The organism is Tessaracoccus luoxuelianae (genome assembly GCF_054483915.1).
Genome location: NZ_CM137013.1, coordinates 3,113,628 through 3,137,422, shown reverse-complemented (window position 1 = coordinate 3,137,422; position 23,795 = coordinate 3,113,628). Strand labels below are relative to the sequence as shown.

General features: G+C 68.2%; 24 protein-coding genes. 14 read left to right on the top strand and 10 right to left on the bottom strand.

The genetic code is table 11. The annotated features are described in order from the left end of the window. Window positions 1-11: 11 nt before the first annotated feature. Window positions 12-1,286, bottom strand: coding sequence for an isocitrate lyase (gene aceA, locus ACX1D1_RS14465; RefSeq protein WP_182781639.1), 1,275 nt, complete (start codon window positions 1,284-1,286; stop codon window positions 12-14). 133 nt (window positions 1,287-1,419) lie between these two features. Between aceA and ACX1D1_RS14460 the strand changes: the two genes are divergently transcribed. From ACX1D1_RS14460 to fbaA, 6 genes are all read left to right on the top strand, one after another. Further along, window positions 1,420-2,892 carry a helix-turn-helix domain-containing protein gene (locus ACX1D1_RS14460; protein WP_459055074.1) on the top strand — a complete coding sequence of 491 codons (1,473 nt, stop codon included), beginning with the start codon at window positions 1,420-1,422 and terminating at the stop codon, window positions 2,890-2,892. A 73-nt stretch (window positions 2,893-2,965) separates the two neighbouring features. After that, window positions 2,966-3,745, top strand: a complete 780-nt coding sequence (locus ACX1D1_RS14455) for a LemA family protein (RefSeq protein WP_182781641.1) — start codon at window positions 2,966-2,968, stop codon at window positions 3,743-3,745. Between the two features lie 204 nt (window positions 3,746-3,949). Next, window positions 3,950-4,495, top strand: coding sequence for a YceI family protein (locus ACX1D1_RS14450; RefSeq protein ID WP_459055072.1), 546 nt, complete (start codon window positions 3,950-3,952; stop codon window positions 4,493-4,495). A gap of 91 nt (window positions 4,496-4,586) precedes the next feature. Next, on the top strand, window positions 4,587-5,222 hold the full coding sequence (locus ACX1D1_RS14445; protein WP_459055070.1) for a TrmH family RNA methyltransferase: 636 nt from the start codon (window positions 4,587-4,589) through the stop codon (window positions 5,220-5,222). Window positions 5,223-5,244: 22 nt separating this feature from the next. Beyond that, on the top strand, window positions 5,245-5,784 hold the full coding sequence (locus tag ACX1D1_RS14440) for a hypothetical protein (RefSeq protein WP_459055069.1): 540 nt from the start codon (window positions 5,245-5,247) through the stop codon (window positions 5,782-5,784). Between the two features lie 97 nt (window positions 5,785-5,881). After that, window positions 5,882-6,910: a class II fructose-bisphosphate aldolase gene (gene fbaA, locus ACX1D1_RS14435; protein ID WP_182781645.1), complete on the top strand. Its 1,029-nt coding sequence runs from the start codon at window positions 5,882-5,884 to the stop codon at window positions 6,908-6,910. A gap of 72 nt (window positions 6,911-6,982) precedes the next feature. Here fbaA and ACX1D1_RS14430 read toward each other — a convergent pair whose 3' ends face one another. Then, window positions 6,983-7,333: a rhodanese-like domain-containing protein gene (locus ACX1D1_RS14430; protein ID WP_459055067.1), complete on the bottom strand. Its 351-nt coding sequence runs from the start codon at window positions 7,331-7,333 to the stop codon at window positions 6,983-6,985. Between the two features lie 143 nt (window positions 7,334-7,476). Here ACX1D1_RS14430 and ACX1D1_RS14425 point away from each other — a divergent pair, with 143 nt between their 5' ends. From ACX1D1_RS14425 to ACX1D1_RS14395, 7 genes are all read left to right on the top strand, one after another. Beyond that, window positions 7,477-8,994 (top strand): sugar ABC transporter ATP-binding protein, encoded by a 1,518-nt coding sequence (locus ACX1D1_RS14425; RefSeq protein ID WP_459055065.1) that lies wholly within the window; start codon window positions 7,477-7,479, stop codon window positions 8,992-8,994. Further along, window positions 8,991-9,998, top strand: coding sequence for an ABC transporter permease (locus tag ACX1D1_RS14420; protein WP_370585674.1), 1,008 nt, complete (start codon window positions 8,991-8,993; stop codon window positions 9,996-9,998). The genes ACX1D1_RS14425 and ACX1D1_RS14420 overlap by 4 nt, the downstream gene beginning before the upstream one ends. A 65-nt stretch (window positions 9,999-10,063) precedes the next feature. Further along, window positions 10,064-11,113: an ABC transporter substrate-binding protein gene (locus tag ACX1D1_RS14415; protein WP_182798689.1), complete on the top strand. Its 1,050-nt coding sequence runs from the start codon at window positions 10,064-10,066 to the stop codon at window positions 11,111-11,113. A gap of 147 nt (window positions 11,114-11,260) precedes the next feature. Continuing rightward, a complete protein-coding gene (locus tag ACX1D1_RS14410; protein WP_459055063.1) occupies window positions 11,261-13,030 on the top strand; it encodes an L-fucose isomerase in 1,770 nt (589 codons plus the stop codon). A gap of 105 nt (window positions 13,031-13,135) precedes the next feature. Further along, a complete protein-coding gene (locus ACX1D1_RS14405) occupies window positions 13,136-14,548 on the top strand; it encodes a rhamnulokinase (protein WP_459055061.1) in 1,413 nt (470 codons plus the stop codon). Beyond that, window positions 14,545-15,528, top strand: coding sequence for a LacI family DNA-binding transcriptional regulator (locus ACX1D1_RS14400; protein WP_459055060.1), 984 nt, complete (start codon window positions 14,545-14,547; stop codon window positions 15,526-15,528). The genes ACX1D1_RS14405 and ACX1D1_RS14400 overlap by 4 nt, the downstream gene beginning before the upstream one ends. A gap of 115 nt (window positions 15,529-15,643) precedes the next feature. Next, a complete protein-coding gene (locus tag ACX1D1_RS14395) occupies window positions 15,644-16,081 on the top strand; it encodes an RbsD/FucU family protein (RefSeq protein WP_182781652.1) in 438 nt (145 codons plus the stop codon). A gap of 267 nt (window positions 16,082-16,348) precedes the next feature. On the opposite strand, the gene lplAB is transcribed toward ACX1D1_RS14395, so the two are convergent. Genes lplAB through ACX1D1_RS14370 form a run of 5 tightly spaced genes read right to left on the bottom strand, consistent with a single transcriptional unit; the run spans window position 16,349 to window position 19,501 of the window. After that, window positions 16,349-17,398, bottom strand: coding sequence for a lipoate-protein ligase LplAB (gene lplAB, locus ACX1D1_RS14390; RefSeq protein WP_459055057.1), 1,050 nt, complete (start codon window positions 17,396-17,398; stop codon window positions 16,349-16,351). Window positions 17,399-17,421: 23 nt separating this feature from the next. Further along, window positions 17,422-17,658, bottom strand: coding sequence for a thioredoxin family protein (locus ACX1D1_RS14385; RefSeq protein WP_182798685.1), 237 nt, complete (start codon window positions 17,656-17,658; stop codon window positions 17,422-17,424). A 21-nt stretch (window positions 17,659-17,679) separates the two neighbouring features. Next, entirely contained in the window at window positions 17,680-18,720 is a 1,041-nt protein-coding gene (locus ACX1D1_RS14380; RefSeq protein ID WP_220489039.1) for a permease, read from the bottom strand. 3 nt (window positions 18,721-18,723) lie between these two features. After that, window positions 18,724-19,026 carry an ArsR/SmtB family transcription factor gene (locus ACX1D1_RS14375; RefSeq protein ID WP_459055055.1) on the bottom strand — a complete coding sequence of 101 codons (303 nt, stop codon included), beginning with the start codon at window positions 19,024-19,026 and terminating at the stop codon, window positions 18,724-18,726. A gap of 46 nt (window positions 19,027-19,072) precedes the next feature. Further along, a complete protein-coding gene (locus ACX1D1_RS14370) occupies window positions 19,073-19,501 on the bottom strand; it encodes a hypothetical protein (RefSeq protein WP_459055053.1) in 429 nt (142 codons plus the stop codon). 125 nt (window positions 19,502-19,626) lie between these two features. Between ACX1D1_RS14370 and ACX1D1_RS14365 the strand changes: the two genes are divergently transcribed. Further along, the gene (locus ACX1D1_RS14365; protein ID WP_459055051.1) at window positions 19,627-21,294 is read left to right on the top strand and encodes an alpha/beta hydrolase; all 1,668 of its coding nucleotides are present in this window, start codon (window positions 19,627-19,629) and stop codon (window positions 21,292-21,294) included. Here ACX1D1_RS14365 and ACX1D1_RS14360 read toward each other — a convergent pair. From ACX1D1_RS14360 to ACX1D1_RS14350, 3 genes are read right to left on the bottom strand one after another with little or no spacing between them, the layout of a single operon-like run. Next, entirely contained in the window at window positions 21,264-22,067 is an 804-nt protein-coding gene (locus ACX1D1_RS14360) for a sulfite exporter TauE/SafE family protein (protein ID WP_459055049.1), read from the bottom strand. The genes ACX1D1_RS14365 and ACX1D1_RS14360 overlap by 31 nt on opposite strands. After that, entirely contained in the window at window positions 22,064-22,411 is a 348-nt protein-coding gene (locus ACX1D1_RS14355) for a rhodanese-like domain-containing protein (RefSeq protein ID WP_459055047.1), read from the bottom strand. The genes ACX1D1_RS14360 and ACX1D1_RS14355 overlap by 4 nt, the downstream gene beginning before the upstream one ends. Beyond that, window positions 22,408-23,781, bottom strand: a complete 1,374-nt coding sequence (locus tag ACX1D1_RS14350) for a rhodanese-like domain-containing protein (RefSeq protein WP_459055045.1) — start codon at window positions 23,779-23,781, stop codon at window positions 22,408-22,410. The genes ACX1D1_RS14355 and ACX1D1_RS14350 overlap by 4 nt, the downstream gene beginning before the upstream one ends. Between the last annotated feature and the right edge of the window lie 14 nt (window positions 23,782-23,795).

The following is a 23,795-nucleotide window of genomic DNA, read 5'->3' as shown; positions in this document are numbered from 1 at the left end:
GCGAGGTGGGGTCAGAACTGCGCGGACTCGGTGGAGTCCTCGAGGGCGGTGGTGGAGCTGGAGGGGTTGATCGCGGCGGCGATGGCGTCGAAGTAGCCGGTGCCGACCTCCCGCTGGTGACGGGTGGCGGTGTAGCCGCGTGCCTCGGCGGCGAACTCGCGCTCCTGCAGCTCCACGTAGGCGCTCATCTGGCGGGTGGCGTAGCCCTCAGCCAGATCGAACATGGAGTAGTTGAGGGCGTGGAACCCGGCCAGGGTGATGAACTGGAAGGCGTAGCCCATGGCGCCCAGCTCGCGCTGGAACTTCGCGATGGTGTCGTCGTCGAGGTGCTTCCTCCAGTTGAACGACGGCGAGCAGTTGTAGGCCAGCATCTGGTCAGGGTGCTCAGCCTTGATGGCCTCTGCGAACTCCTTGGCGGCGGCCAGGTCCGGGACGCCGGTCTCCATCCAGAGCAGGTCGGCGTACTTTGCGTAGGCCTTGCCGCGGGCGATGCTCGGCTCCATGCCGGGGCGCACCTTGTAGAAGCCTTCGCTGGTGCGCTCGCCGGTGATGAACTCCTGATCGCGCTCGTCGACGTCGGAGGTGATCAGGGTGGCGGCCTCGGCGTCCGTGCGGGCGATGATCACCGTCGGCACGCCCGCGACATCAGCCGCCAACCGGGCCGCGTTGAGGGTGCGCTCGTGCTGCTGGGTGGGGATGAGCACCTTGCCGCCGAGGTGGCCGCACTTCTTCTCCGCCGCCAGCTGATCCTCCCAGTGCACGCCGGCCGCGCCGGAGGAGATCATGGACTTCATCAGCTCGTAGGCGTTGAGGCTCCCGCCGAAGCCGGCCTCGGCGTCGGCGACGATGGGGACCAGCCAGTCCTCGACCGTGCGGATGCCCTCGGCGTGCTCGATCTGGTCCGCGCGCAGCAGCGCGTTGTTGATCCGCCGGACCACCTGGGGCACCGAGTTGGCCGGGTACAGCGACTGGTCCGGGTAGGTGTGCCCGGAGAGGTTGGCGTCGGCGGCCACCTGCCAGCCGGAGAGGTAGATGGCCTTGAGGCCGGCCTTGACCTGCTGAACGGCCTGGTTGCCGGTCAGCGCGCCCAGCGCATTGACGAAGTCCTCGCTGTGCAGCTGCTCCCAGAGCTTCTCGGCGCCGCGCCGTGCCAGGGTGTGCTCCTCCTGGACGCGGCCGCGGAGGCGGACCACGTCGTCGGCTGTGTAGTCGCGCTGGACGTGGGTCCAGCGGGGGTTGATCTTCCAGTCGTACTTCAGGAGCTCTGCGGACATCGGGTCGTTCATGGGATTTCCTTCCGGTGGTGGCGGCTTCTCTGCTGCCTCGTGCGGTGCGATGTCACCATCCTGGGCGGATCTGCCAGCATTTGGTCAGAAATTCCTGGTGAAGAAACGCAGAAATTCCGTTAGCATCAATTTCATGCCAGTCGACGACGCTGGACCCGTGCGAGCCCCAGACCTCGAGGGGCCTTTCGACCCGTTTTCACTGGGACGACGGCTCCGCCACCTCCGCAAGGAGCGCGGCCTCACCCTGTCGCAGGTATCGGAGGAGTCCGGGCTGGCCGCCTCCCAGCTGTCGCTCATGGAGAACGGCAAGCGCGAGGCCCGCCTTTCGCAGCTCCAGACGCTGGCCCGGGTCTACGGGGCGACCCTGGATGACCTGACCGCACCCGTGCCCAGCCGCCGGGCGCAGCTCGAAATCGAGCTGGAGCGCCTGATGCGGTCCCCGCTGGCCCGGGCCAAGGGGTTGCCCGTGGTGCGGATCTCGCCCCGGATGCCCCTCGACGTGCTCGAGGCGCTCGTCGCCCTGCACCGGGAGCTCGCCCACGACGCCGCGGAACGGATGGCCACGCCTGAGGAGGCGCGGCGGGCGAACGCGCAGCTCCGCGACGAGATGCGGGGGCGCGACAACTACTTCGGTGCCATCGAGGAACAGGCCGCCGCCCTGCTGAAGCGGTGCGGCTATGTCTCCGGCCCCCTCTCTCAGCACCTCATCGGTGAGATCACGACGCACCTCGGCTTCACGCTGCACCACGTGGGGGACCTGCCGCATTCCACGCGCTCGGTGATGGACCTGAAGAACAAACGCATCTATCTGGCCGCGGCCTGGTCCAGGGAGTACGACCCCCGATCGGTCCTCCTGCAGGCGCTCGGCCATCACATCCTGGACCACGCGCCGCCGGCCAACTACGGCGATTTCCTCCGTCAACGCATCGAGACCAACTACTTCGCCGCGGCCCTCCTGCTCCCGGAGGGACCCGCCGTCGAGTTCCTCCAGAAGGCGAAGGCGCGCCGGGAGCTGGCGCTGGAGGACCTGCGGGATTCCTTCGCCGTCAGCTACGAGGCGGCCGCGCACCGGTTCACCAACCTGGCGACGAAGCACCTCGGGATCCCAGTGCACTTCCAGCGAGTCCACGAGTCGGGGATCATCTACAAGGCCTACGAGAACGACGGAGTGGCGTTCCCCCGCGACAATCTCGGCGCCATCGAGGGTCAGCCCGCCTGCAGGTACTGGACCTCTCGCGAGGTGTTCGATGTCGCGGACAAGTTCAACGCCTTCAACCAGTACACGGACACGCCCACGGGCACCTTCTGGTGCACCGCGCGGGTCGAACAGACCGGCTCGGGTCTGTTCTCCACGGGGATCGGGGTGCGGTACCGGGACTCGAAGTGGTTCCGCGGCCGCGACACGAGGGAGCACTCCGTGTCCAGGTGCCCGGACCCCTCCTGCTGCAGGCGCGCCCCCGAGGACCTGGCGACGAGGTGGTCGGGGCACTCCTGGCCGAGCGCCCGCACCCACGCCCACCTGCTGGCCGCGCTGCCTCCCGGCACCTTCCCAGGCGTCGACGACACCGAGGTGTACCAGTTCCTGGACGCCCATCACCAGCAGTAGTGGGCCTCTGGTGTTGCTGCGGGTGAATCCTCGGCTGCGCTACCGTGAAGACGACTGTTAGAAGGAGACCCCCGTGGACATCATCCTGATCATCCTCATCGTCCTGGTCGTCGTCGCTCTCGCCGTGGTGGGCTGGGGCGTGAGCGCCTACAACGGCTTCGTCCGTAGCCGCAACCTGATCCAGGAGTCGTGGCGCCAGATCGATGTTGAGCTCAACCGCCGCTACGAGCTGATCCCCAACCTGGTCGAGACCGTCCGCGGCTACGCCGCGCACGAGCGCAACACGCTCGAGCAGATCACCGCCCTGCGCAACACCGCCCGATCCCTCTCCCAGCAGAGCCACGGGCAGCCGAGCGAGCAGCGCGCCGCCGTCGAGTCCGAGCTGACGCAGGCCGTGCACAACCTGCTGGTCTCGGTCGAGGCCTACCCGGATCTGAAGTCCAACACCAACTTCCTCGAGCTGCAGCGCGAACTGACCGATACCGAGGACCGGATCGCCGCCTCGCGCCGCTTCTACAACGCCAACGTGCGTGATTACAACACGCGCATCGAATCGGTCCCGAGCAACATCATCGCCGGCTTCGCGAAGTTCGAGAAGGCCACCTACTTCGAGGTCAACGACCCGATCGTGCGCCAGGCCCCCGACGTGAACTTCGGAGAGATCTCGCAGCGTCCCACCGCCTCACCTGAGCCGCAGCAGCAGATCCAGGCGCCCAGGTACGACGACGTGGCCCAGCCCTACCAGCCGCCGCAGCGCGCCCAGGACCAGCCCCCGGCCCAGCCGGCGGTGCCCCCGCCGTCGCAGAATCCCACGCAGGGCGAGGGCGGCTACCGTCCCCCGTTCTCCAGCTGACCTGCGCGCCGAGGCCCGCTCCCATGCGTGGGGGCGGGCCTCGCGCATGCCCAGGGGAAGGATCCTCGCTGGTTGAGCCCGCCGCGGCGCGAAGCGCCCGCGGCGGCGTCGAAATGGACTCGGGTGTGATGAATCTCTGAACTGGTTGACATTTCAACAACAGTCATTTAAGGTTGTACCAACAGCCCACGAAAGGAACACCTCATGGCCCTCAACGAACTCAACGGCACCTACATCCTCGACGCCTCGCACAGCACTTTCTCCTTCGTGACCCGCCACGCGATGGTCACCAAGGTCCGCGGCTCCTTCGAGACTTTCGAGGGCTCCGCCACCGTCGACCCGGAGAACCTGGCCAACAGCACGCTGGACGTCACCATCGACGCCGGCTCGGTCACCACCCGCAACGCCGACCGCGACGGCCACATCCGCTCCGCCGACTTCTTCGACGTCGAGAACCACCCCACCTGGACCTTCAAGGGCACCGACTTCGCGATCAAGGGCGACGTCGTCGAGGTGACCGGTGACCTGACCATCAAGGACACCACGCGCTCCATCACCCTCCCGCTGGAGTACCAGGGCGCGGCGAAGGACCCCTTCGGCAACGTCCGCGTGGGCTTCGAGGGCTCCACCGACATCCTGCGCTCTGACTTCGGTCTCACCTGGAACGCCGCCCTCGAGACCGGCGGCTTCCTGGTCTCGGACAAGGTCGCCATCGAGGTTGAGATCTCCGCGATCCAGCAGGCCGCCTGATCCACCCACACAGCGCCCCGGCCGATCGGCCGGGGCGCTGTCGCGTCCCCGTCGCTTGCCTCTCAGGACGGAGTGGGACAAGCTTCGCTCCGTGACCGACGCCGAGCCCCACGACCCGACGGCGCCCACCGTCGGTGTCGGCCCGCACCCCCAGCCCTGGCCCGACGACGAGCGCCTGGATCCCGAGCTCCTCGCTGAGGGCGACCGCCGCAACGTGATCGACCGGTACCGCTACTGGCGGATGGAGGCGATCGTCGCGGACCTCGACCGGACGCGGGTGCCTCTGCAGGTGGCAATCCAGAACTGGGAGCACGACTTCAACATCGGCTCCATCGTCCGCACGGCCAACGCCTTCAATGTCGCGGCGGTGCACATCGTGGGTAGGCGACGGTGGAACCGCAGGGGAGCGATGGTGACCGACCGCTACCTGCACGTTGTCCACCACGAGGACGAGGCGTCGCTGTTGGCTCACCTCGCCGAGCAGGGCGTGACCCCGATCGGGGTCGACAATCTTCCAGGGTCGGTGCCGCTCGAGACCGCACAGCTCCCAGAGCGCTGCTGCCTGGTCTTCGGCTCCGAGGGCCCGGGCCTGACCGAGGCGATGGTCGCGGGGTGCGAGCGCCTCGTCGCGATCACGCAGCGGGGATCGACCCGCTCGATGAACGCCGGCGCCGCCGCGGCCATCGCGATGTACCACTGGAGCCTCCAGCACGCCGGCCCTCGCTGACCCGCGGGCTATTGTGGCGACCATGCAGCCAGAGCGTTTCGCGGCGGGCCTGACCCCCCTTCCGACGGCGGCCCGCGTGACACAGAAGCGCGGTGCGCTCCGCTGGCGGATCATCTCCACCGTCATCTCGCTGGCCATCCTGGCCGTGATCATCCTCACCATCGGACGCGACTGGCCGCAGGAGTGGACCATCGCCATGGTGGCGATCTGGGTGGCATCGTCGGCTTTCTGGATCGTGGTCTCGGTGTTCGGCCTGCAGCGCGCCAAGCGTGACCTTGGCCGCATCCAGGACGGAGTGGCGTTCTATCTCGATCCCGACGGCGTCGAGTTCGTCACTCCGCCTGCGCCGCCCGTCCCGTGGGATCGTGTCACGGCCCTCAAGCTCACCGGGGGACTCTCCGGTGCCGGGCCGTCCGTCGTACTGGAGGCCGATGGTGTCGCGGTGGCCAAGGTGCCCGCAAGCTTCTTCGACGCCAGCCCGGCGGTGATCGACTCGGCTGCCCGGGCCTACTCGCTCGGCCGCGTCGGATTGGACGTCTCAGCGCTCGACAGGGTGCTCTGAGCTGAGCGCTCCTGAGTGCTAACCCCGCCCTCCCTCCCGGGACCCTGAGGCGATAAGGTTGGGGCGACCCGAAGTCTCACTCAGAAAAGAGGCATCCATGCCCATTGCTACTCCCGAGATCTACGCCGAAATGCTCGATCGGGCCAAGGCGAACAAGTTCGCCTACCCGGCTATCAACATCACCTCATCGTCGACGGTGACCGCGGCCATCCAGGGGTTCGCGGAGGCTGGCTCTGACGGCATCATCCAGGTTTCGACCGGCGGCGCCGAGTACGCCTCCGGGTCCACCATCAAGGACAAGGTCACCGGCGCCGCTGCGCTCGCGGCGTACGCGCAGGAGGTGGCGAAGAACTACCCCATCCAGATCGCGCTGCACACCGACCACTGCCCCAAGGACAAGCTGGACTCGTTCGTCCGTCCGCTGCTGGCCATCTCGGCCGAGCGCGTGAAGAACGGACAGCTCCCCCTGTTCCAGTCCCACATGTGGGACGGCTCGGCCGTGCCGATGGAGGAGAACCTGCAGATCGCTGACGAGCTGCTCGCCCTCACCAAGGCCGCCAACATCATCCTCGAGATCGAGGTCGGTGTCGTCGGTGGCGAAGAGGACGGCGTCTCCGCCGAAATCAACGACAAGCTCTACACCACCATCGAAGACGGCATGCGCACCATCGAGGTGCTCGGCCTGGGCGAGAAGGGTCGCTACATGACGGCCCTCACCTTCGGCAACGTGCACGGTGTGTACAAGCCGGGCGCGGTCAAGCTGCGTCCCGAGGTGCTCAAGGAGATCCAGGACGCCGTCGGCGCCAAGTACGGCAAGGACAAGCCGTTCGACCTGGTCTTCCACGGCGGTTCCGGCTCCACCGCACAGGAGATCTCCGACGCGGTTGACTTCGGCGTCATCAAGATGAACGTGGACACGGACACGCAGTACGCGTACACCCGTCCCGTCGTCGGTCACATGTTCAGCAACTACGACGGCGTCCTCAAGGTCGACGGCGAGGTGGGCAACAAGAAGCACTACGACCCGCGCGCGTGGGGCAAGCTGGCCGAGGCCGGCATGGCCGCCCGCATCGTGGAGGCGTGCGAGAACCTCCGCTCCGCCGGCACCACCATGGGCGCCAAGTGAGCTGAACCACGGTTCGAACGGCGTGTGGCCGGTCCCTTCGGGGGCCGGCCACACGCCGTTTTCGGTCTGGGGCTACTTCAGGGAGGTGTAGGCGCCGCCGTCGATGAGGCTGGTGAAGCCCAGGTCCTCCATGATGTCGATCGCGGCCGCGGACCGGTTGCCGGAGCGGCAGTACACGACGTAGGTGTCGTCCTTGGGGAGCTCTCCGACGCGGTCGGCGAAGTCCGCGGCCTGGACGTCGATGTTGAGCGCGCCTTCGATGTTGCCGGCCGCGTACTCGGAGGGGGTGCGCACATCGATGACCGTGGCGCCGTCGGTGATTGCCGTGCGTGCGGCGTCGGCGCCGGCGTCGGAGCATCCGCTGAGCCCGAGCAGGGCGGCGACGGCGACGAGGAGGGCGAGGAGGGGCATGCGTAGCTTCATACGCACAGTGTATACCCCCATGGGTATACGTTCGTCACAGTTCGGTAACGACGGTGGCACCTCGGATCGCGGAATGATAGCGTTAGCATCCGTCGGGCTGGGCGCGAGAGCCCAACCGATCCGGCAGGTACGAAGGAGTACGTGTGACCAAACTTCTAGAGCTGAAGAACGTCTCGAAGACGTTCCCGGGCGTGAAAGCGCTGAGCAACGTCCACCTGGATCTCAACGCGGGCGAGGTGCTCGGCCTGTGCGGCGAGAACGGCGCCGGCAAGTCCACGCTGATGAAGATCCTCACCGGCATCTACACCCCAGACCCCGGGGCGGAAATCTGGCTGCAGGGCAAGCGGGTGGAGGTACGCAACACCAACCATGCCCGTGACCTTGGCCTCAGCATCATCCATCAGGAACTCAACATGGTTCCTGACCTCACCGTCGCCCAGAACCTGTTCCTCGGCCGCCCCGGCAGCCACAAGGGCGGCTACATCGACGACGCCAAGCTCAACCGTGAGGCCGCAGAGCTGATCGACAGGCTCGGCATGAACCTCAATCCCAAGACCTATGTCCGCGACCTCTCCGTCGCGCGCCAGCAGATGGTCGAGATCGCGCGCGCCCTTTCCTACGATTCGCGGATCCTGGTCATGGACGAGCCGACGGCGGCCCTCACGCTCGCCGAAACCGACGCGCTGTTCGGCATGATCCGCGATTTCATCACTCCGGAGACGGGCCTGATCTACATCTCGCACCGCATGCCGGAGATCGAGGAGATCACTGATCGGGTCTCCGTGCTCCGTGACGGCCAGTTCATCGGAACGGTCGTCACCAAGGAGGTCGAGATCCGCGAGATCATCTCGATGATGGTGGGCCGCGAGGTCTCGGGCGATGCCCGCCCCCGGACCAAGCCGATCTCCGACGAGGTGGTCCTCAAGGTTGAAGGCCTCAACAGCAAGAAACTTGTGCGGGACGTGGGCTTCGAGGTCCGCAAGGGCGAGGTGCTCGGGTTCGCAGGGCTGATGGGCGCTGGGCGCACCGAGGTGGCTCGTGCCGTCTTCGGCGCGGACCCACGCACCAGCGGAGACATCTTCGTGCACGGCCAGAAGGTGAACATCCGCACCGCGGCAGACGCCGTCCGCGCCGGCATCGGCTACCTCTCCGAGGACCGGAAGCAGTTCGGGGTCCTGCTGGATCAGGACGTCAAGGCCAACACGGCCATGGCGGCCATGAAGGACTTCCACATCGGCGGCTTCATCCTCGACGGCAAGATCAAGACTGTCGGCACCGAGTACTCGCAGAAGCTGCGCGTCAAGACCCCCAACGTGAATCAGCTGCTGGGAAAGCTCTCGGGCGGCAACCAGCAGAAGGTGGTCATCGCGAAGTGGCTCGTGCGCAACTGTGACGTGCTGATCTTCGACGAGCCCACCCGCGGCATCGACGTCGGCGCCAAGGAGGAGATCTACAACCTCATCGAGCAACTGTCCGGTCAGGGCAAGGCGATCATCGTCATCTCGTCCGAGCTGCCGGAGGTGCTGCGCGTGTCGCACCGCATCGCCGTCATGGCACACGGGCACATCACCGGCTTCCTCGACAACGAGGACGCCTCCCAGGAGAACATCATGGAGCTCGCCACCGTCGGCATGGCTCAGTTGAAAGGACACGCAGCGTGAGCACTGACACCGCCACCAAGGCAGCACCAGCCGAACCCTCCCGGGTGCAGCAGTTCCTCAAATCGTCGCTGCAGCAGGTGTTCGTCTTCGCCGCGCTGATCGTGGTGTTCGTCTTCTTCATGATCTTCGCGCCCAACTTCAACGCCGGCGTCGTCATCCCCAACATCCTGCTCCAGGCCGCCGCCATCGGCACGATGGCGCTCGGGGCGACGTTCGTGATTGCCACCGGCGGCATCGACCTGTCGGTGGGCACCGGCATGACGTTCACCGCCGTCATGGCGGGCGTGTTCATGTCCGCGGAGTTCATGAACCTCCCCCTGGGCATCGGCCTGCTCCTCACCATCGTGGTGGGCGCGGCGATGGGCCTGGTCAACGGCCTCCTCATCGCGTATCTCCACATCCCGCCGTTCATCGCCACGCTCGCGATGATGATGGTCACCCGAGGGTTGTCGCTGATCATCTCCAACGCCTCCAGCATCAAGATCGCCAACCCGGACTATTCGCTGATCTCCAACGGGCGGATCATCCCCTTCCTGTCCAACGCGGCGCTCATCTTCGTCTTCATGGGCATCATCGCCGCCGTCATCCTCGGGAAGACCCTGCTCGGGCGCTACGCCCTGGCGATCGGCTCCAACGAGGAGGCCACCCGGCTGTCGGGCATCAACGTGAAGTTCTGGAAGGCGCTCGTCTATGTCACCGCCGGCGTGTTCACCGCCTTCGGCGCCATCCTCTACTCCGGCCGCTTCGGCTTCGTCCAGCCCGCTGAGGGTCTGGGCATGGAGCTCCAGGTCATCGCGGCCGTGGTCATCGGCGGCACCTCGCTCTCCGGTGGCCGCGCCAACATCGTCGGCACCATGATGGGCGCCCTGCTCATGATGACGCTGACCGTCGGCCTCCAGATGATGGGCGTCGCCCAGCAGTGGCAGCTCGTCGTGACCGGCGTCGTCGTCCTCCTCGCCGTCTACGCGGACATTCTGCGCCGTCAGCGCGCCTCCGCCGTCTAGATCCACCCACAACTTCATCCACGTCACGGGAGGGCGGTCCTCCCAGAAACCGAAAGGAAACCGCCATGCGCATGCTGCGCTCCGCACTGGCAGTGTCGTCAGTGCTTGTCCTGGGCCTCACCGCCTGCTCCACCTCGTCCACCACCACCTCCTCCGCGCCGGCCCCGGCAGAGAGCAGCTCGGCTCCCGCCGAGTCGTCGGCTCCCGCCGAGTCCTCGGCTCCCGCCGAGGGTGACGTCCCCATGGGCGACGGCACCCAGACCATCTACCTCGTCTCCAAGGGCTTCCAGCACCGCTTCTGGCAGGCCGTCAAGCAGGGCGCGGAGGAGGCCGGCAAGGAATACAACTACAAGGTCGAGTTCGTCGGCCCGGAGAACGAGCAGGCCGTCACCCAGCAGCTCGATCAGCTCCGCACCGCCCTGCAGTCGGCTCCGGCCGCCATCGGCTTCGCCGCCCTGGACTCCGGCGCAGCAGGCCCCGTCCTGGCCGAGATCCAGGCCGCGAACATCCCGATCATCGCCTTCGACTCCGGCGTGGACTCCGACATCCCGCTGACCACCGTCTCCACCGACAACAAGGCCGCGGCTGCTGAGGCTGCCAAGAACATGGTGGAGTTGCTGGGCGGCACCGGCACCGTCGGCATGGTCTGCCACGACCAGACCTCGGCCACCGGTAAGCAGCGCTGCGAGGGCTTCCAGGAGTACATGGCCGCCAACGCGCCCGACATCAAGGTCCTTGACCCCCAGTACGCGGGTGAGGTCGGCCTCGCCGCCAACACCGCCAAGGCGCTCATCCAGGCCAACGCGGACATCACCGGCATCTACGGCTCCAACGAGGCCTCGGCCATCGGCGCGCTCCAGGGCGCCATCGAGTCCGGCAAGGAACTGACCGTGGTCGGCTTCGACTCCGGCAAGGCCCAGCTCGACGCCATCCGCAACGGCCAGCAGGCCGGCGCCATCACCCAGTCGCCCGTCAAGATGGGCTACGAGACCGTCGTCGCCGCCATCCGCGCCATCGACGGCCAGGAACTGCCGAAGATCATCGACTCCGGCTTCGCCTGGTACGACGCCAGCAACATCGACGATCCCGACATCGCCGCAAACCTCTACGAGTGAGAGATCCGGGGTGGGCCTTCGGGCCCACCCCGTCCCACGCCCCCACATCCCGTACCCCGTGCGCAGCCCCGGCCGGCCAGCTGCGCCCACCGCACCGCACCGGCACCCATGAGAACCGCAAGACATTGATCAAAGAAGGTGTGTTTCGTGTCCAACTACCCCAAGATCGGCATTCGCCCCATCATCGACGGGCGGCGCAACGGCGTCCGTGAAAGCCTCGAGGACCAGACCATGAACATGGCTCTGCGCGTCAAGGAGCTGTATGAGGCCGAACTTCGCTACCCAGACGGCACCCCCGTCCAGGTGGTCATCGCCGACTCGACGATCGGCCGAGTTCCCGAGGCTCAGGCCACGGCTGAGAAGTTCAAGCGCGAGAACGTGGGCCTGACGCTGTCGGTCACGCCGTGCTGGGCGTACGGCTCCGAAACCATCGACATGGACCGCACCATGCCCCACGCCATCTGGGGTTTCAACGGCTCGGAGCGTCCGGGGGCCGTCTACCTGGCCGCCGCGCTCGCCGGCCACACCCAGCTGGGCATCCCCGCCTTCGGCATCTACGGCGAAGAGGTCCGCGACGCCGACGACGACTCCATTCCCGACGACGTGCGCCAGCGGCTGCTGGACTACGCGGGCGCCGGCCTCGCCGTCGCGTTGATGCGGGGCAAGTCCTTCCTCTCCATCGGCGGGGTGTCCATGGGCATCGCCGGCTGCGTGGTCAAGGAGGAGTTCTGGAACTACTGGCTCGGCATGCGCAACGAGTACGTGGACATGGTGGAGCTCGAGCGCCGCATCAAGCTCGGCATCTACGACGAGGCCGAATACGAGCAGGCCTACGCCTGGGTGCGCGAGAACCTCGTCCAGGGGGAGGACTTCAACCCCGAGGAATGGCAGCGCTCCGCCGAGGACCACGAGGAGTGGTGGGCATACGTCACCAAGCTCGTCCTCATCGGCCGCGACCTCATGATCGGCAACCCGAAGCTCGCCGAGAAGGGGTTCGCCGAGGAGGCGCTGGGGCACGGCGCGCTCGTCTCCGGCTTCCAGGGGCAGCGGCAGTGGACCGACTATCTGCCCAACGGCGACCTGATGGAGACCCTCCTCAACACGCAGTTCGACTGGAACGGCAAGCGCCAACCACAGGTCATGGCCACGGAGAACGACAACCTCAACGGCGCGTCGATGCTGTTCAACTACCTGCTGACCAACCGTGCGCAGATCTTCTCCGACGTGCGCACCTACTGGAGCGCCGATGCCATCGAACGCGTCACGGGGCACCGCCCCGAGGGCCGCGCGGCCCAGGGCGTCATCGACCTGCGCAACTCCGGCGCCACCACCCTGGACGGCACCTTCGCCGCGAAGGACGCCGACGGCAACGCCTGCATCAAGCCCTGGTGGGAGCTGACGGACGAGGACATCGCCGCGATGACCGAGGCCACCACCTTCCACCCGGCCAACACCGGCTACTTCCGCGGCGGCGGCTTCTCCACCCACTTCCGCTCTGCGGGAGACGTGCCGGTCACCATGACCCGCATCAACTGGGTCGACGGGCTGGGGCCGGTGCTGCAGCTGGCCGAGGGCTACACCGTCGAACTGCCCGACGAGGTGGCCAAGACCATCGAGCTGAGGACCGATCCGGGGTGGCCCACCACCTGGTTCGTGCCCACCATCACCGGCGAGGGCGCCTTCACCTCTGTCTACGACGTGATGAACGCCTGGGGCTCCAACCACGGCGCGATCAGCTACGGCCACATCGGCCACCAGCTCATCACGATGGCCTCGATGCTCCGCATCCCCGTCAACATGCACAACGTGTCGAGGGAGCGGATCTTCCGCCCGAAGAACTGGCTGGGCTTCGGCTCCGCCGATCTGGAGAGCGCCGACTACCGCGCCTGCGCGCAGTTCGGTCCGCTCTACAACTGACGTCTCGGGTTCCCCCAGCCTGAGGCGGTGACCCCGCCGCGACCCATACTGGGAACGCGGCGGGGTTTAACCCCCCGCCGTCCCGATCCCACCAGGAGGACCACCGTGAATCCAGTCACCGCGCTGGCCGTGGACCTCGGCTCGTCGTCGGGCCGGGTCATCGCCGGCACCTTCCGCGACGGCAGGGTTGAGGAGGTGGAGGTGCGGAGGTTCGCCCACGAGGCGATGCTGCGCGGCGGCTACCTGGCGTGGGATCTGGACTTCATCTGGGCCGAGGTGGTCGCGGGGCTGCGGGACGCCGTCGCCCGCTTCCCAGACGCCATCAGCGTCTCCGTCGACACCTGGGGCGTGGACTACGTCCCCCTCGATGCCGAAGGCGATCGGCTCACCCCCGGCCGCGCGTACCGCGACGAACGCACCGCCCGGACGCACGCAGCGTTCCGCGCTCGGCTCAGCGACCAGGCCGCCTGGGACGCCACCGGCATCGCGCCGGCCACCATCAACACCGCCAACCAGCTGTTCGCCTTCCTGACGGAGGAGCCGGAGGTGGCGGCGAGGGTGGATCAGATCCTCCTGCTGCCCGACTACTTCACCTACCTGCTTTCCGGGGTCCGGGGCTGGTCCCGGTCACACGCGTCATCGACGGGTCTCTGCCGCCCGGGGGCCGATGAGTTCAGCGACGAGGTGTTCGACGCGCTCGGCATCCCGCGCCGCTGGGTGGGGGAGGTCACCCGCGAACACGCCGTCGTCGGGCCGTGCACCGTCGCCGGGTTGGAGCAGCTGTCGGTGGTCACCGCCGGTGCGCACGACACCGCTTGCGCGGTTCACGCACTTCAGCGCGACGTGGACGACGAGTCCCTCTTCCTGTCCTGCGGGTCCTGGTCCGTGTTGGGCGTGCTCCGCGACGAGCCGCTCATGTCGCGGGAGGCGTACCAGTTGGGCCTCACCAACGAGGCCCGCGCCGACGACGGGCTACGCCCCCTGTTCAACATCACGGGGCTGTGGATCCTGCAGGAGTGCCAGCGTGAGTGGAGGGCCACCGGCGGCGTCCACGACATCGTGGAACTGGTGGGGCGGGCCAGGGCCGCCGAGCCGCTGGGCTACCTGATCAACCCCGACGAGCCGCAGTTCGCGCAGCCCGGAGGCATGGTGGGGCGGGTGACCGACGCGCTGCGCGCCCAGGGCGCTGACGTGGAGGGGCTCGACGAGGGGGCCGTCGTGAGGGTGGTCCTCGAGTCGTTTGCCGCCCGGTACGCGCGAGGGGCGGCGGATCTCGCGGCCCTCACCGGCCGCTCAGCCAAGCAGCTGAACCTCGTCGGTGGTGGCTCCCGCAACGCGCTGCTCTGCCAGCTCACCGCCGACGCGATCGGGGTGCCGGTCATCGCCGGGCCGGTGGAGGCCTCCGTCCTCGGCTCGCTGCTCGCGCAGCTCGAGATCATGGGCCAGCTGGATCCGCGGGACCGCAACGCCGTGATCGGCGCGTCGGCGAGAACCGTGCGCTACGAGCCGCGGCCATGAGCAGGCGGGGGGAGCGGGCGAATCTCCGCGACATCGCCGAGGCCGCGGGGGTCTCGATGCAGACGGCATCGCGGGTGGTGCGCGGCGTGGACGTGGTGGCCGAGGCCACGCGCGCCCGCGTGCTGGCCGCCATTGAGGAGCTCAACTACCGGCCCAACATGGCGGCGCGTTCACTGTCGGCCCGGCGCACCGGGTCCATTCACATCATCGACGCGGTGCCGCTGCTCCACGGCCACGCCACCACCTACGTCGTGATCTGCCAGCAGCTGGCGGCGCTGGGCCTGCACATCTCCACCTCCGTCGTCAGGTTTGAGCTCGGCGGGCTTGCGCTGCGCGAACTGGTGCCGGTAGGGGCAGACGGTGTGGTGATCCTCGGCGGACGCTACGAGCCGGGGGAGTGGGTCAACACGGTGGCCAGCCGGCTGCCCACGGTCTACGTGGGTCAGGTCAACGAGCTGCCGCCGCTGGCCGTCGGGGTCGCGGTGGATCACCGGGCGGGGGCGGTGATGGCCGTCGAACACCTCGTCGGGCGGGGGGCCACGCGGATCGCCCACGTGGAGGGGCCCACCGAATGGATCGACGCGCGGTTGCGCCACGAGGGCTACCTCGCCGGCTGCGCGGCGGCCAACCTCGAGCCGATCGTCCTCCAGGCCGGATCCTGGGACGCCGCGGATGCCAGCCCGTTGATGGCCGGTCTGGATGGGCGCGTGGACGGGATCTTCGCGGCCAACGACCACCTCGCACTGGGCTCCATGACCGCACTCCAGTTGGCGGGGCGGAGGGTGCCCGGCGAGGTCCGGGTGGTGGGGTTCGACGACGCGTTGGGCTCGGAGTCGTTCCTGCCGCCGCTGACCACCGTCCGTCAGGACTTTCGGGCGGTGGGAGAAGCGGCCGTGGCAGCGCTGAGCCTCCTGCTCAACGGTGACGAGGCCCACTCCGCCATCATCACGCCCACCCTGGTGGTGCGCTCCAGCACGTGATCACCACGGCGGCAGGAAGCCGTGCACCGTCCCGGTTCACCCCTTCGGCCGTTGAACCTCAGGACAACCCAATCCGCCGGAGGCCCTCCGCGTCGGCCCAGATCAAAGGAGAACAATGCTCTACGGACCCATGACCCACCCCCAGCTCCTCGGCGCCCTCGGTCGCGCCGGCCACAGCTCCAAGGTCCTCATCACCGACGGCAACTACCCGGCGGCCACCGGCGCCCCCGTCTCGGCGGAGCGGATCTACCTCAACCTGGCGCCCGGGCTGCTGACGGTCTCAGACATCCTCGAGGTGCTGAAGCTCACCATCCCGATCGAGCAGGCGGGGATCATGGTCCCCGCCGCGGACGCCACAGAGGTGCCCGAGTCCATCCCGGCGCACGACGAGTACCGCGCGGCATTGCCGGGCATCGAGGTGGTGGAGATCCCGCGGTGGGACTTCTACGACGTGGCGAAGTCCGAGGACGTGTCCGTGGTGATCGTGAGCGCGGACCAGCGGCTGTACGCGAACCTGATCCTCACTGTCGGGGTCCGCCAGCCCGGCGAGTAAGTGTCCGGTGACTCGATCCCTGAGGAGGTGCACCGCTGAAGCGGGGGTGGCGCTGTCTTCCCTTCGATCCCTGAGGAGGCGCACCGCCGTAGGCGCGGGTGCCGTCTCGAAGGGTCGTGTCGTGACCTGGCAAGGGTTCTTGCTGCGGGTTTGAGTGACGACCCTTCGAGACGTCCCACGGTCGCTTCGCGACGCGGAACTCCTCAGTGAGCGGGGTAGTGGGTCCCACGGTCGCTTCGCGACGTGCAACTCCTCAGAGGAGCGAGGTCAGGGGATCCGCTTGGTCCACGCCTCGGAGGAGAACTTCGTCTCCACCAGGTGCTGAGCGGCGGCCAACTCGTCTTCGGTGTAGCCCCGACGCTGGGTGGCGTAGCGCCCCTCGAAATGGGCGAGGAACGACGCAATGATCTGATCGCGGGGGAGGCGGGTCTGAGATCGCAGCGGGTCCACCCTCTTATTCGCGGACTTCGTGCCCTTGTCGGAAAGCTTCTCGCGGCCGATGCGCAACACCTCGAGCATCTTGTCCGCGTCGATGTCGTAGGCCATCGTCACGTGGTGCACCACCACGCCGCCCGTCACGCGACGCTGAGCGGCGCCGGCGATCTTCCCCTTGTCCGAGGCGATGTCGTTGAGCGGCACGTAGCGGGCGTTCACGCCCAGCTCGGCGAGCGCACCCATCACCCACTGATCCAGGAACTCGTAGCTGCGCTCAAAGCTCAACCCCTCCACCAGGGACGCCGGCACGACGAGGGAGTAGGTCACGCAGTTGCCCGGCTCCATGAACATGGCGCCCCCACCGGTGATCCGGCGCACCACGTTGATGCCGTGGCGCCCCCGGCCCTCGTCGTCGATCTCGTTGCGGTAGGACTGGAAGGATCCGATCACCACCAGCGGCTGGTCCCAGTCCCAGATGCGGAGGCTGGGGTTGGCCTCGCCCCGGGCGAGCCTGCCTGCGATCACCTCGTCGAGGGCGACGTGCATCCGCGGATCCATCGAGACTGGGCCTATGACGTCGAACAGATGATCCGACCAGTCGGAGGCGTGCCCCAGGGCGCGGCGCACCGCGATGCCCACTGCCTCGGGGGTGAAGCCGATCAGTGTCGCGGCGGGGTCCAGCCGGGCGACGATGGCGGCGGCGAGATCCGCGACAGACGACGTGTCCGGCATGCCGAGCAGGGCGCCGTTGATGTCGTCGAGCGCCTCGTCGGGCTCCAGGAAGAAGTCCCCCGAGACCGCGGCCTCGGTGATCTGGCCGTCGTCACTCTCCACATCGACCGCGACCAGCTTGCCGCCCGGGACCTTGTACTCACCACGCATCCCCCGACCCTATCGGGGCACTCCTAGCGGGCTTGGATCAGCTCCACGATCTGGGTGGGCGTGGGAACGCGACCGTAGGAGACGACGTCGCCGTCGATGACCAACCCGGGGGTGGACATCACGCCGTGGGCCATGATGTCGGCGTATTCGGTGACCTTCTCCACGTCGGCGTCGACGCCGAGCCGGGTCAGCGCTTCCCGGACGTTCTTCTCGAGGTTGACGCAGTTCTTGCAGCCGGGGCCGAGGACCTTGATCAGCATGGGGGTTCCTTCTCTCTTGGGTCAGACGAACAGGTTGAAGACGAATCCGATGGCCATGATGGCCATCGCGACGCTGCCGAAGTACAGCGCCAGGAGCTTGGGCTTGAGCACCTGCTTGAGCAGGATGAACTCCGGCAGGGACAGGGCGACGGTGGCCATCATGAACGACATCACCGTGCCAAGCGCCATGCCCTTGGTCCACAGCGCTTCGGCGATGGGGATCACCCCTGCCGCGTTGGCGTACAGGGGCACGCCGGCCAGCGTGGCGAGCACGACCGCGAACGGGTTGTCCGCGCCGGCGTAGGTGGCGAAGAAATCGGTGGGCACCCAGCCGTGGATGACCGCGCCCACTCCGACGCCGACGAGGATCCACTTCCAGACCCGGCCCACAATGTCGCGGGTCTCCTCGAGGGCCGCCTCCACCCTCTCGTGCAGTGTCGGGCGGTGGCCGTCGGCGTGCAACACGGCGACGGGGGTCTTGAAGACGAAGTCCGCGACGAGGTGGTCCAGCTTGAGCCGGCTGTAGATGAAGCCCAGGGTCACGGCTGCGGTCAGCCCCGCGACCACGTAGGCGATGGTGTTGGGGATCCCGAAGGTGTCTGCCAGCAGCACGACGGCCACCTCGTTGACCAGCGGAGACGCGATGAGGAACGTCAGTGTGACTGCCAGCGGGATGCCCGCGCCCACGAAGCCGATGAACAGCGGGATGGAGCTGCAGGAGCAGAACGGTGTGATGGCCCCGAACAGGGCGGCCAACACGAGCGAGAGCCACAGCGGCTTCCCCTCCAGGAACACGCGCACCCGCTCGGGGCGCAGCGTGGTGCGAACCAGGCCGATCACGAAGATCATGCCGACCAGCAGCAGGAGGATCTTGGAGGTGTCGTACAGGAAGAAGTGGACGGCGCCTGGGATGCGCTGGGCCAGGTCCAGCCCCATGGCGCGCTCGAACAGTGCGTCCCAGAGGACCTCGTTGAGCGCGTACAGCCCGGCCCAGACGACGGCGGCCGCCGCCAGGGCGGCGATCAGGCCTCTGGTGGAGCGGGGGGTGAGTGTCGCGGACACCGGTCAGCCTCTCAACTCGCCGGGCAGGGCGGAGCGGGCCAGCGCGGCGGCGCCGTCGGCCAGCGTGTAGTCGATCCAGCGGCCGCGACGGGTGCCGACGATCAGGCCCGCCTCGCGCAGCACCTTGAGGTGGTAGCTGAGCAGGTTGGGGGCGATGTCGATCGTGGCCTGGAGGTCACAGACGCATTGTGTCGACGACGACAGCCGCGACAGCACCCGCCACCGGATGGGGTCCGCGACGGCCTGCAGCACCGCCACCGCGCGGTCCTCGCGCAGGGTCAGTTCAATGAGGCTTGATTCAAGCATGATTGAATCGTACGCCTCTGGTTGACGGGCGGCGGGCCGGGGTGGGTTAGGCGGTGGAATCCGGGCCGGCAAGGAGCCGGCGTACCCCGGCGCGGGCGAACATGAGGACGAGGATGAGAGCGGTGACTGCCCAGAAGCCGCCGAGTTTCACGCTGTCGCCGAAGAGCAGGGCGATCAGCTCCAGCACGACGAACTTGCTGCTGATGAGCAGTGCCCAGAGCATGAGACCAGCAACGATGCGGCCCACTGGTGTCGTGGCTGCCTTGAAGCGTGCCTTGGCCCGATCCTTCAGTGCCACCACCACCTCCAGCACCAGCTTGAGGATGACGGCCGTGAGCAACGAGAGAGTGAAAGTCTCTGAGATCACAGCGGGCATATACTCCGCGGCCAGGTTGAGGACCACCACGTAGACGAAGACATCGACCACATCTGCGGCCGACAGCCACCGACGCCGGGGTGCCGCAGGATCTGCCATGGGCTCATCCTAGGGACGCGTCCCCCCGGATCGGGGGAGGTGCCCACGAGGCACACTGCCGTAGCCCGTGTGCCGGCGGTACGCCCGGTGGGGGCGTTGGACCCGCACCGCACACGGAGGGTCACATGAAGCAGCACCTTCAGCAGTTTCTGCGCAGCCTGAACCCGGTAGGTGTCGCGGTGGGGGCCGTCCTGCTGGCGCTGTCGCTCACGCCGTCGCTGCTTCCGAGGCCCGCGGTCCTGCAGGGTGTGGGCTCCGGCATCGTGTTCGGCGTCGGCTACCTGATCGGCGTGGCGCTGGCCGTCCTGGGGGCGAGGCTGACCCGGTGGCGTCCACCGCAGGAGTGGCTGCATTGGCTGCGTCTGGTGGGATGGCCCCTGTACGGCGCGGTCCTGATCGCTGCCATGATCGGCGGCGTCGCCGCGCAGAACGAGGTGCGCCGCCTCGTCGAGCTGCCCCCGCAGGACAACGTCAACATTCTCGGGTTCGTGCTGGCGTTGGCTGTTGCCAGCCTGGCGAGCCTCGGACTCGGCCGCCTGGTCCGCTCCGCGTGGCGGCGCACGCTGGGTCGGATGGTGGAGGGCGGACGCACCCCCGCCGTCGCCCTCAAACTGGCGAGCCTCCGGGCCGCCGTGGCGTCGGTCCTGATCCTGGTCCTGCTGGGCATCGGCTTCTTCGGGCTGCTCAACGTCGCATACCGGGGCATCAACGGCCAGCCGGCGGGCGGTGTCGTCGCGCCGGACTCCCCGGAGCGCTCAGGCGGGCCGGGGTCGGAGGTGTCGTTCGAGGAACTGGGGCGCCAGGGTGGAGACTTCGTCACCGGTGGCCCGACGGCCAACGAGATCAGCGCGCTCACGGGGAAGCCGGCGATGACGCCCGTGCGCGTGTATGTGGGCGTCGGGGCCGGCGGAACGCTCGCGGACCGGGTGGCCACCGCCGTACGGGAACTCGTGCGCACCGGCGGCTTCGAGCGCGAGGTGCTCGTGGTCGCGGCCACCACCGGCTCAGGCTGGGTGGAGCCGCAGGGCGTGGACTCCGTCGAGTACCTGCACTCGGGTGACACCGCCACGGTGGCCCTCCAGTACGCCTACACGCCGAGCTTCGTGTCCGCGGTCACGGCGCCGGAGCTCACGGTCGAGGCCGCCTCCGCGCTGTTCACCGGGGTGCGGGGCCACTGGCTCACCCTGCCGGAGGACGAGCGTCCCAAGCTGGTGGTCTACGGGCTCAGCCTCGGCGCCCAGGGCCTGATGAACGCATTCGGCAGCGTGGATGCGCTCACCGAGCGCACCCAGGGTGCGCTGCTCGTCGGGCCCACCTACGCCACGCCCCTGTGGCAGGAGCTGCAGGCGACGCGCGACGCAGGATCACCGCCGTGGCAGCCGGTCCTCGACGGCGGGCAACGGGTGCGCTGGGCCTCGCAGTCCGGAGACTTCGACACGCTGGAGGGGGACTGGTCCGAGCCGCGGGTGGCCATCCTCCAGCACGCAACTGATCCGATCACGTGGCTGGGGCCTGAGCTCATCTGGCAGCGCCCGGAGTGGTTGACCGAGGGCGGCAGGGCGCCGGACGTGAGCCCGCACATGCGCTGGATCCCGGTGGTGACGGCGGTCCAGGTCTTCCTGGACATGCTTGTCAGCGTGGACGTCCCCGCCAGGCACGGGCACGCGTTCGGCGACGTGATGATCGACGGCTGGGTGGCCGTCACCGGCGACGGGGGCCTCGATGAGGCGACGATCGCGGAGATCCGCGCCGTCATCGAGGACTACTGGGTGATCAAGCCCGTCAACGTCTGAGCCAGGATCGCCAGCGAGGTCACGCCGAGCAGCGCCGCGAAACCGAGGCCCAGGGTCCTGGCCGGGAGCCGTCGGCCCACCCTGCCGCCGAGGATGGCGCCGACGGCGGCCAGCGCGCTGAACCATCCGATCATCGTCCAGTCGATGTCGGTGGCCACCGTCAGCCTGGTGGCGAGCGCCACCAGCGAGTTGAGGACGATGACCAGCAGAGACGTGGCCACCGCCTGCTGCATCGTGAACCCCAGGGCGAGCACGAGGGCGGGGACGATGGCGAACCCGCCACCCACTCCGAAGAACCCTGTGAGCAGGCCTACCCCGGTCGCGGTCAGCGCCACGAGGCCGACCTGGCGCCAGTTGACGCGAAGCGGTTCGCGTTCAATCATGGGCGGCACATGGCGCGGCGAGGCCGACGACGGGCGAAGGAATTTCTTCGCCATCACCGCCGCGACGATGAGCAGCAGTACCGCGAACAGGGCCATGAGAACGCTGCCCGGCATCTGCATCGACAGCAGCGATCCGCCGATCGCCCCCGCGGAGCCCAGTGCGGCGAACGCCACCCCTTCGGAGGGGCGGACAAGACCGGCCCGCCAGTGCCCGATCATCCCGGCGCTGGCTGTGACGCTGACCACGATCAGCGAGCCGGCCATCGCGGCGGCGGGCGGCTGACCCGCCAGGTACACCAGCACCGGGACGGTGATGATCGCCCCGCCTCCCCCGAGCGCCCCCATGATGAGGCCCACGGCGATGGCCAGGGGGGCGATCCACCACGTCATCGGCTGCCTGAGCCCGCCCCGTGGAGGCGCGCCGAGACGGGGAGACCAGCGGAGATCCAGCCCAGGGTCCCGCCGCTGACGGAGATCGCCTGACGCCCGGCGTCGGCCAGCGCGCGCGCCCCGGTCATCGACCGGCGGCCGCTGCGGCAGACCACATAGATGGGGCGGTCCGTCGGCACCTCGTCGACCCGCGACGCGACCTCGCCGAGCGGGATCAGGATCGCCGACGGCACATGGCCCTCGGCGTACTCATCCGGTTCACGGACGTCGAGGATGAAGTCGCCCCGCTTCCAGGAGGCGTGCAGCTCCGAGATGGTGCACTCGACGACATCGGCCGTGCTCACTGCGCACTCGCCATCGGCAGGCCGTTCTTCTCTGCGTTCTCGAAGTTGTCGTCGATGATGACGACGTTGAGGCCCTTCGCCGCCAGGATCGAGCCAGCGATGGAGGAGCGGTAGCCGCTCTGGCAGTGCACCCAGATCTCGCCGTCTGGGGCCTCGCTGATGCGCGTGAGCAGGTCGTGTAGCGGGATGTTGACGGCGCCGTCGATGTGCGCGGTGTCGTACTCGGAGGTGCGCCGCACGTCGAGGATCTCCACCTGACGGTGGTGCCGGACCTGGCTGAGGTCGCCGAAGTTCGCCTGCTGCAGCGTGGCGGGGGCGTCGGTCCAGTCCTCCGGGGTGCCGGTGGCGCTGGCGGCGATGTGCTCGATTCCGATGCGCACCAGCTCCCGCTGCGCCTCGGCCACCTGCTCCCTCGACTCGCCGAGGAGCGTCAGCGGGGTGCCCCACGGGATCATCCAGCCGATGTAGGTGGAGAGCTGTCCGTCCAGGCCGAAGTTGAAGCTGCCGGGCACGTGTCCGGCGGCGTAGGCCGTGCGATTGCGCAGGTCCACCACCCACTCGCCCTTCTCCAGGCGGGCGCGGATCTCGTCCTTGTCCGCCTGCGTGGGTTCGGCGAGGTCCGGCGCGCCGGGACCGGACGAGTTGGCCGGGGCCATGTGCGCGTAGTAGGCGGGGTAGACGTCCAGGCCGGCCAGGATCTCGTCGATCCACTCGGCCTCGTCCTGCGTCAGCACCGGGTTGGTGCGCTTCTCGCGCCCGATCGTGGACTCGGTGCCGCTGGTCTGCGTGGCGGCGCAGAAGCTGCCGAAGCCGTGCGTGGGCATGATTTCCGTGGCGTCCGGGAGCTCGGTGGCGAGGCGGTGTGCCGAGTGGTACTGGTGCCGGACCAGGTCGTGGGTGTGCGCGGCGCCGAGCAGGTCCGGGCGTCCGGTGGCACCGAACAGCAGGGATCCCCCGCTGAAGACCGCCTGACCCTGGGCGCCGTCGTCGTCCGCGGTGGGGTTGAAGAGGACGTAGGACAGGTGGGTGAACGTGTGCCCGGGAGTGGCCAGCGCCTTGACCGACATGGTGGGTGACACCTCCACCACCTGCTCGTCGACGATGGGGGTGCGCTCGAACGACACCGTGTCTGCGGCGTTGACGTAGTAGTCCGCGCCGCGTTCGCGGGCCAGGGCCAGGCCGCCGGTGACGTAGTCGTTGTGGATGTGGGTCTCGAAGACTGCACTCAGCTGCACGCCCTCGTCGTCGAGGATCGTCGTGACGCGATCGATGTCGCGCTGGGGGTCGATGACGAACGCCACGTTCCCGTCGTGGACCACGTAGCTGCGGTCGCCGAGGGTCGGGGTGGCAATTGTGATGATCTTGGCCATGGGTCACTCCTTCG

What these genes read in the sequence shown, in the direction of transcription:
- aceA (WP_182781639.1), bottom strand. Translation starts at nt 1,286, where the DNA reads ATGAACGACCCGATGTCCGCAGAGCTCCTGAAGTACGACTGGAAGATC.
- ACX1D1_RS14460 (WP_459055074.1), top strand. Translation starts at nt 1,420, where the DNA reads ATGCCAGTCGACGACGCTGGACCCGTGCGAGCCCCAGACCTCGAGGGG.
- ACX1D1_RS14450 (WP_459055072.1), top strand. Translation starts at nt 3,950, where the DNA reads ATGGCCCTCAACGAACTCAACGGCACCTACATCCTCGACGCCTCGCAC.
- ACX1D1_RS14440 (WP_459055069.1), top strand. Translation starts at nt 5,245, where the DNA reads ATGCAGCCAGAGCGTTTCGCGGCGGGCCTGACCCCCCTTCCGACGGCG.
- fbaA (WP_182781645.1), top strand. Translation starts at nt 5,882, where the DNA reads ATGCCCATTGCTACTCCCGAGATCTACGCCGAAATGCTCGATCGGGCC.
- ACX1D1_RS14430 (WP_459055067.1), bottom strand. Translation starts at nt 7,333, where the DNA reads ATGAAGCTACGCATGCCCCTCCTCGCCCTCCTCGTCGCCGTCGCCGCC.
- ACX1D1_RS14415 (WP_182798689.1), top strand. Translation starts at nt 10,064, where the DNA reads ATGCGCATGCTGCGCTCCGCACTGGCAGTGTCGTCAGTGCTTGTCCTG.
- ACX1D1_RS14400 (WP_459055060.1), top strand. Translation starts at nt 14,545, where the DNA reads ATGAGCAGGCGGGGGGAGCGGGCGAATCTCCGCGACATCGCCGAGGCC.
- ACX1D1_RS14395 (WP_182781652.1), top strand. Translation starts at nt 15,644, where the DNA reads ATGCTCTACGGACCCATGACCCACCCCCAGCTCCTCGGCGCCCTCGGT.
- lplAB (WP_459055057.1), bottom strand. Translation starts at nt 17,398, where the DNA reads ATGCGTGGTGAGTACAAGGTCCCGGGCGGCAAGCTGGTCGCGGTCGAT.
- ACX1D1_RS14385 (WP_182798685.1), bottom strand. Translation starts at nt 17,658, where the DNA reads ATGCTGATCAAGGTCCTCGGCCCCGGCTGCAAGAACTGCGTCAACCTC.
- ACX1D1_RS14375 (WP_459055055.1), bottom strand. Translation starts at nt 19,026, where the DNA reads ATGCTTGAATCAAGCCTCATTGAACTGACCCTGCGCGAGGACCGCGCG.
- ACX1D1_RS14370 (WP_459055053.1), bottom strand. Translation starts at nt 19,501, where the DNA reads ATGGCAGATCCTGCGGCACCCCGGCGTCGGTGGCTGTCGGCCGCAGAT.
- ACX1D1_RS14365 (WP_459055051.1), top strand. Translation starts at nt 19,627, where the DNA reads ATGAAGCAGCACCTTCAGCAGTTTCTGCGCAGCCTGAACCCGGTAGGT.
- ACX1D1_RS14360 (WP_459055049.1), bottom strand. Translation starts at nt 22,067, where the DNA reads ATGACGTGGTGGATCGCCCCCCTGGCCATCGCCGTGGGCCTCATCATG.
- ACX1D1_RS14350 (WP_459055045.1), bottom strand. Translation starts at nt 23,781, where the DNA reads ATGGCCAAGATCATCACAATTGCCACCCCGACCCTCGGCGACCGCAGC.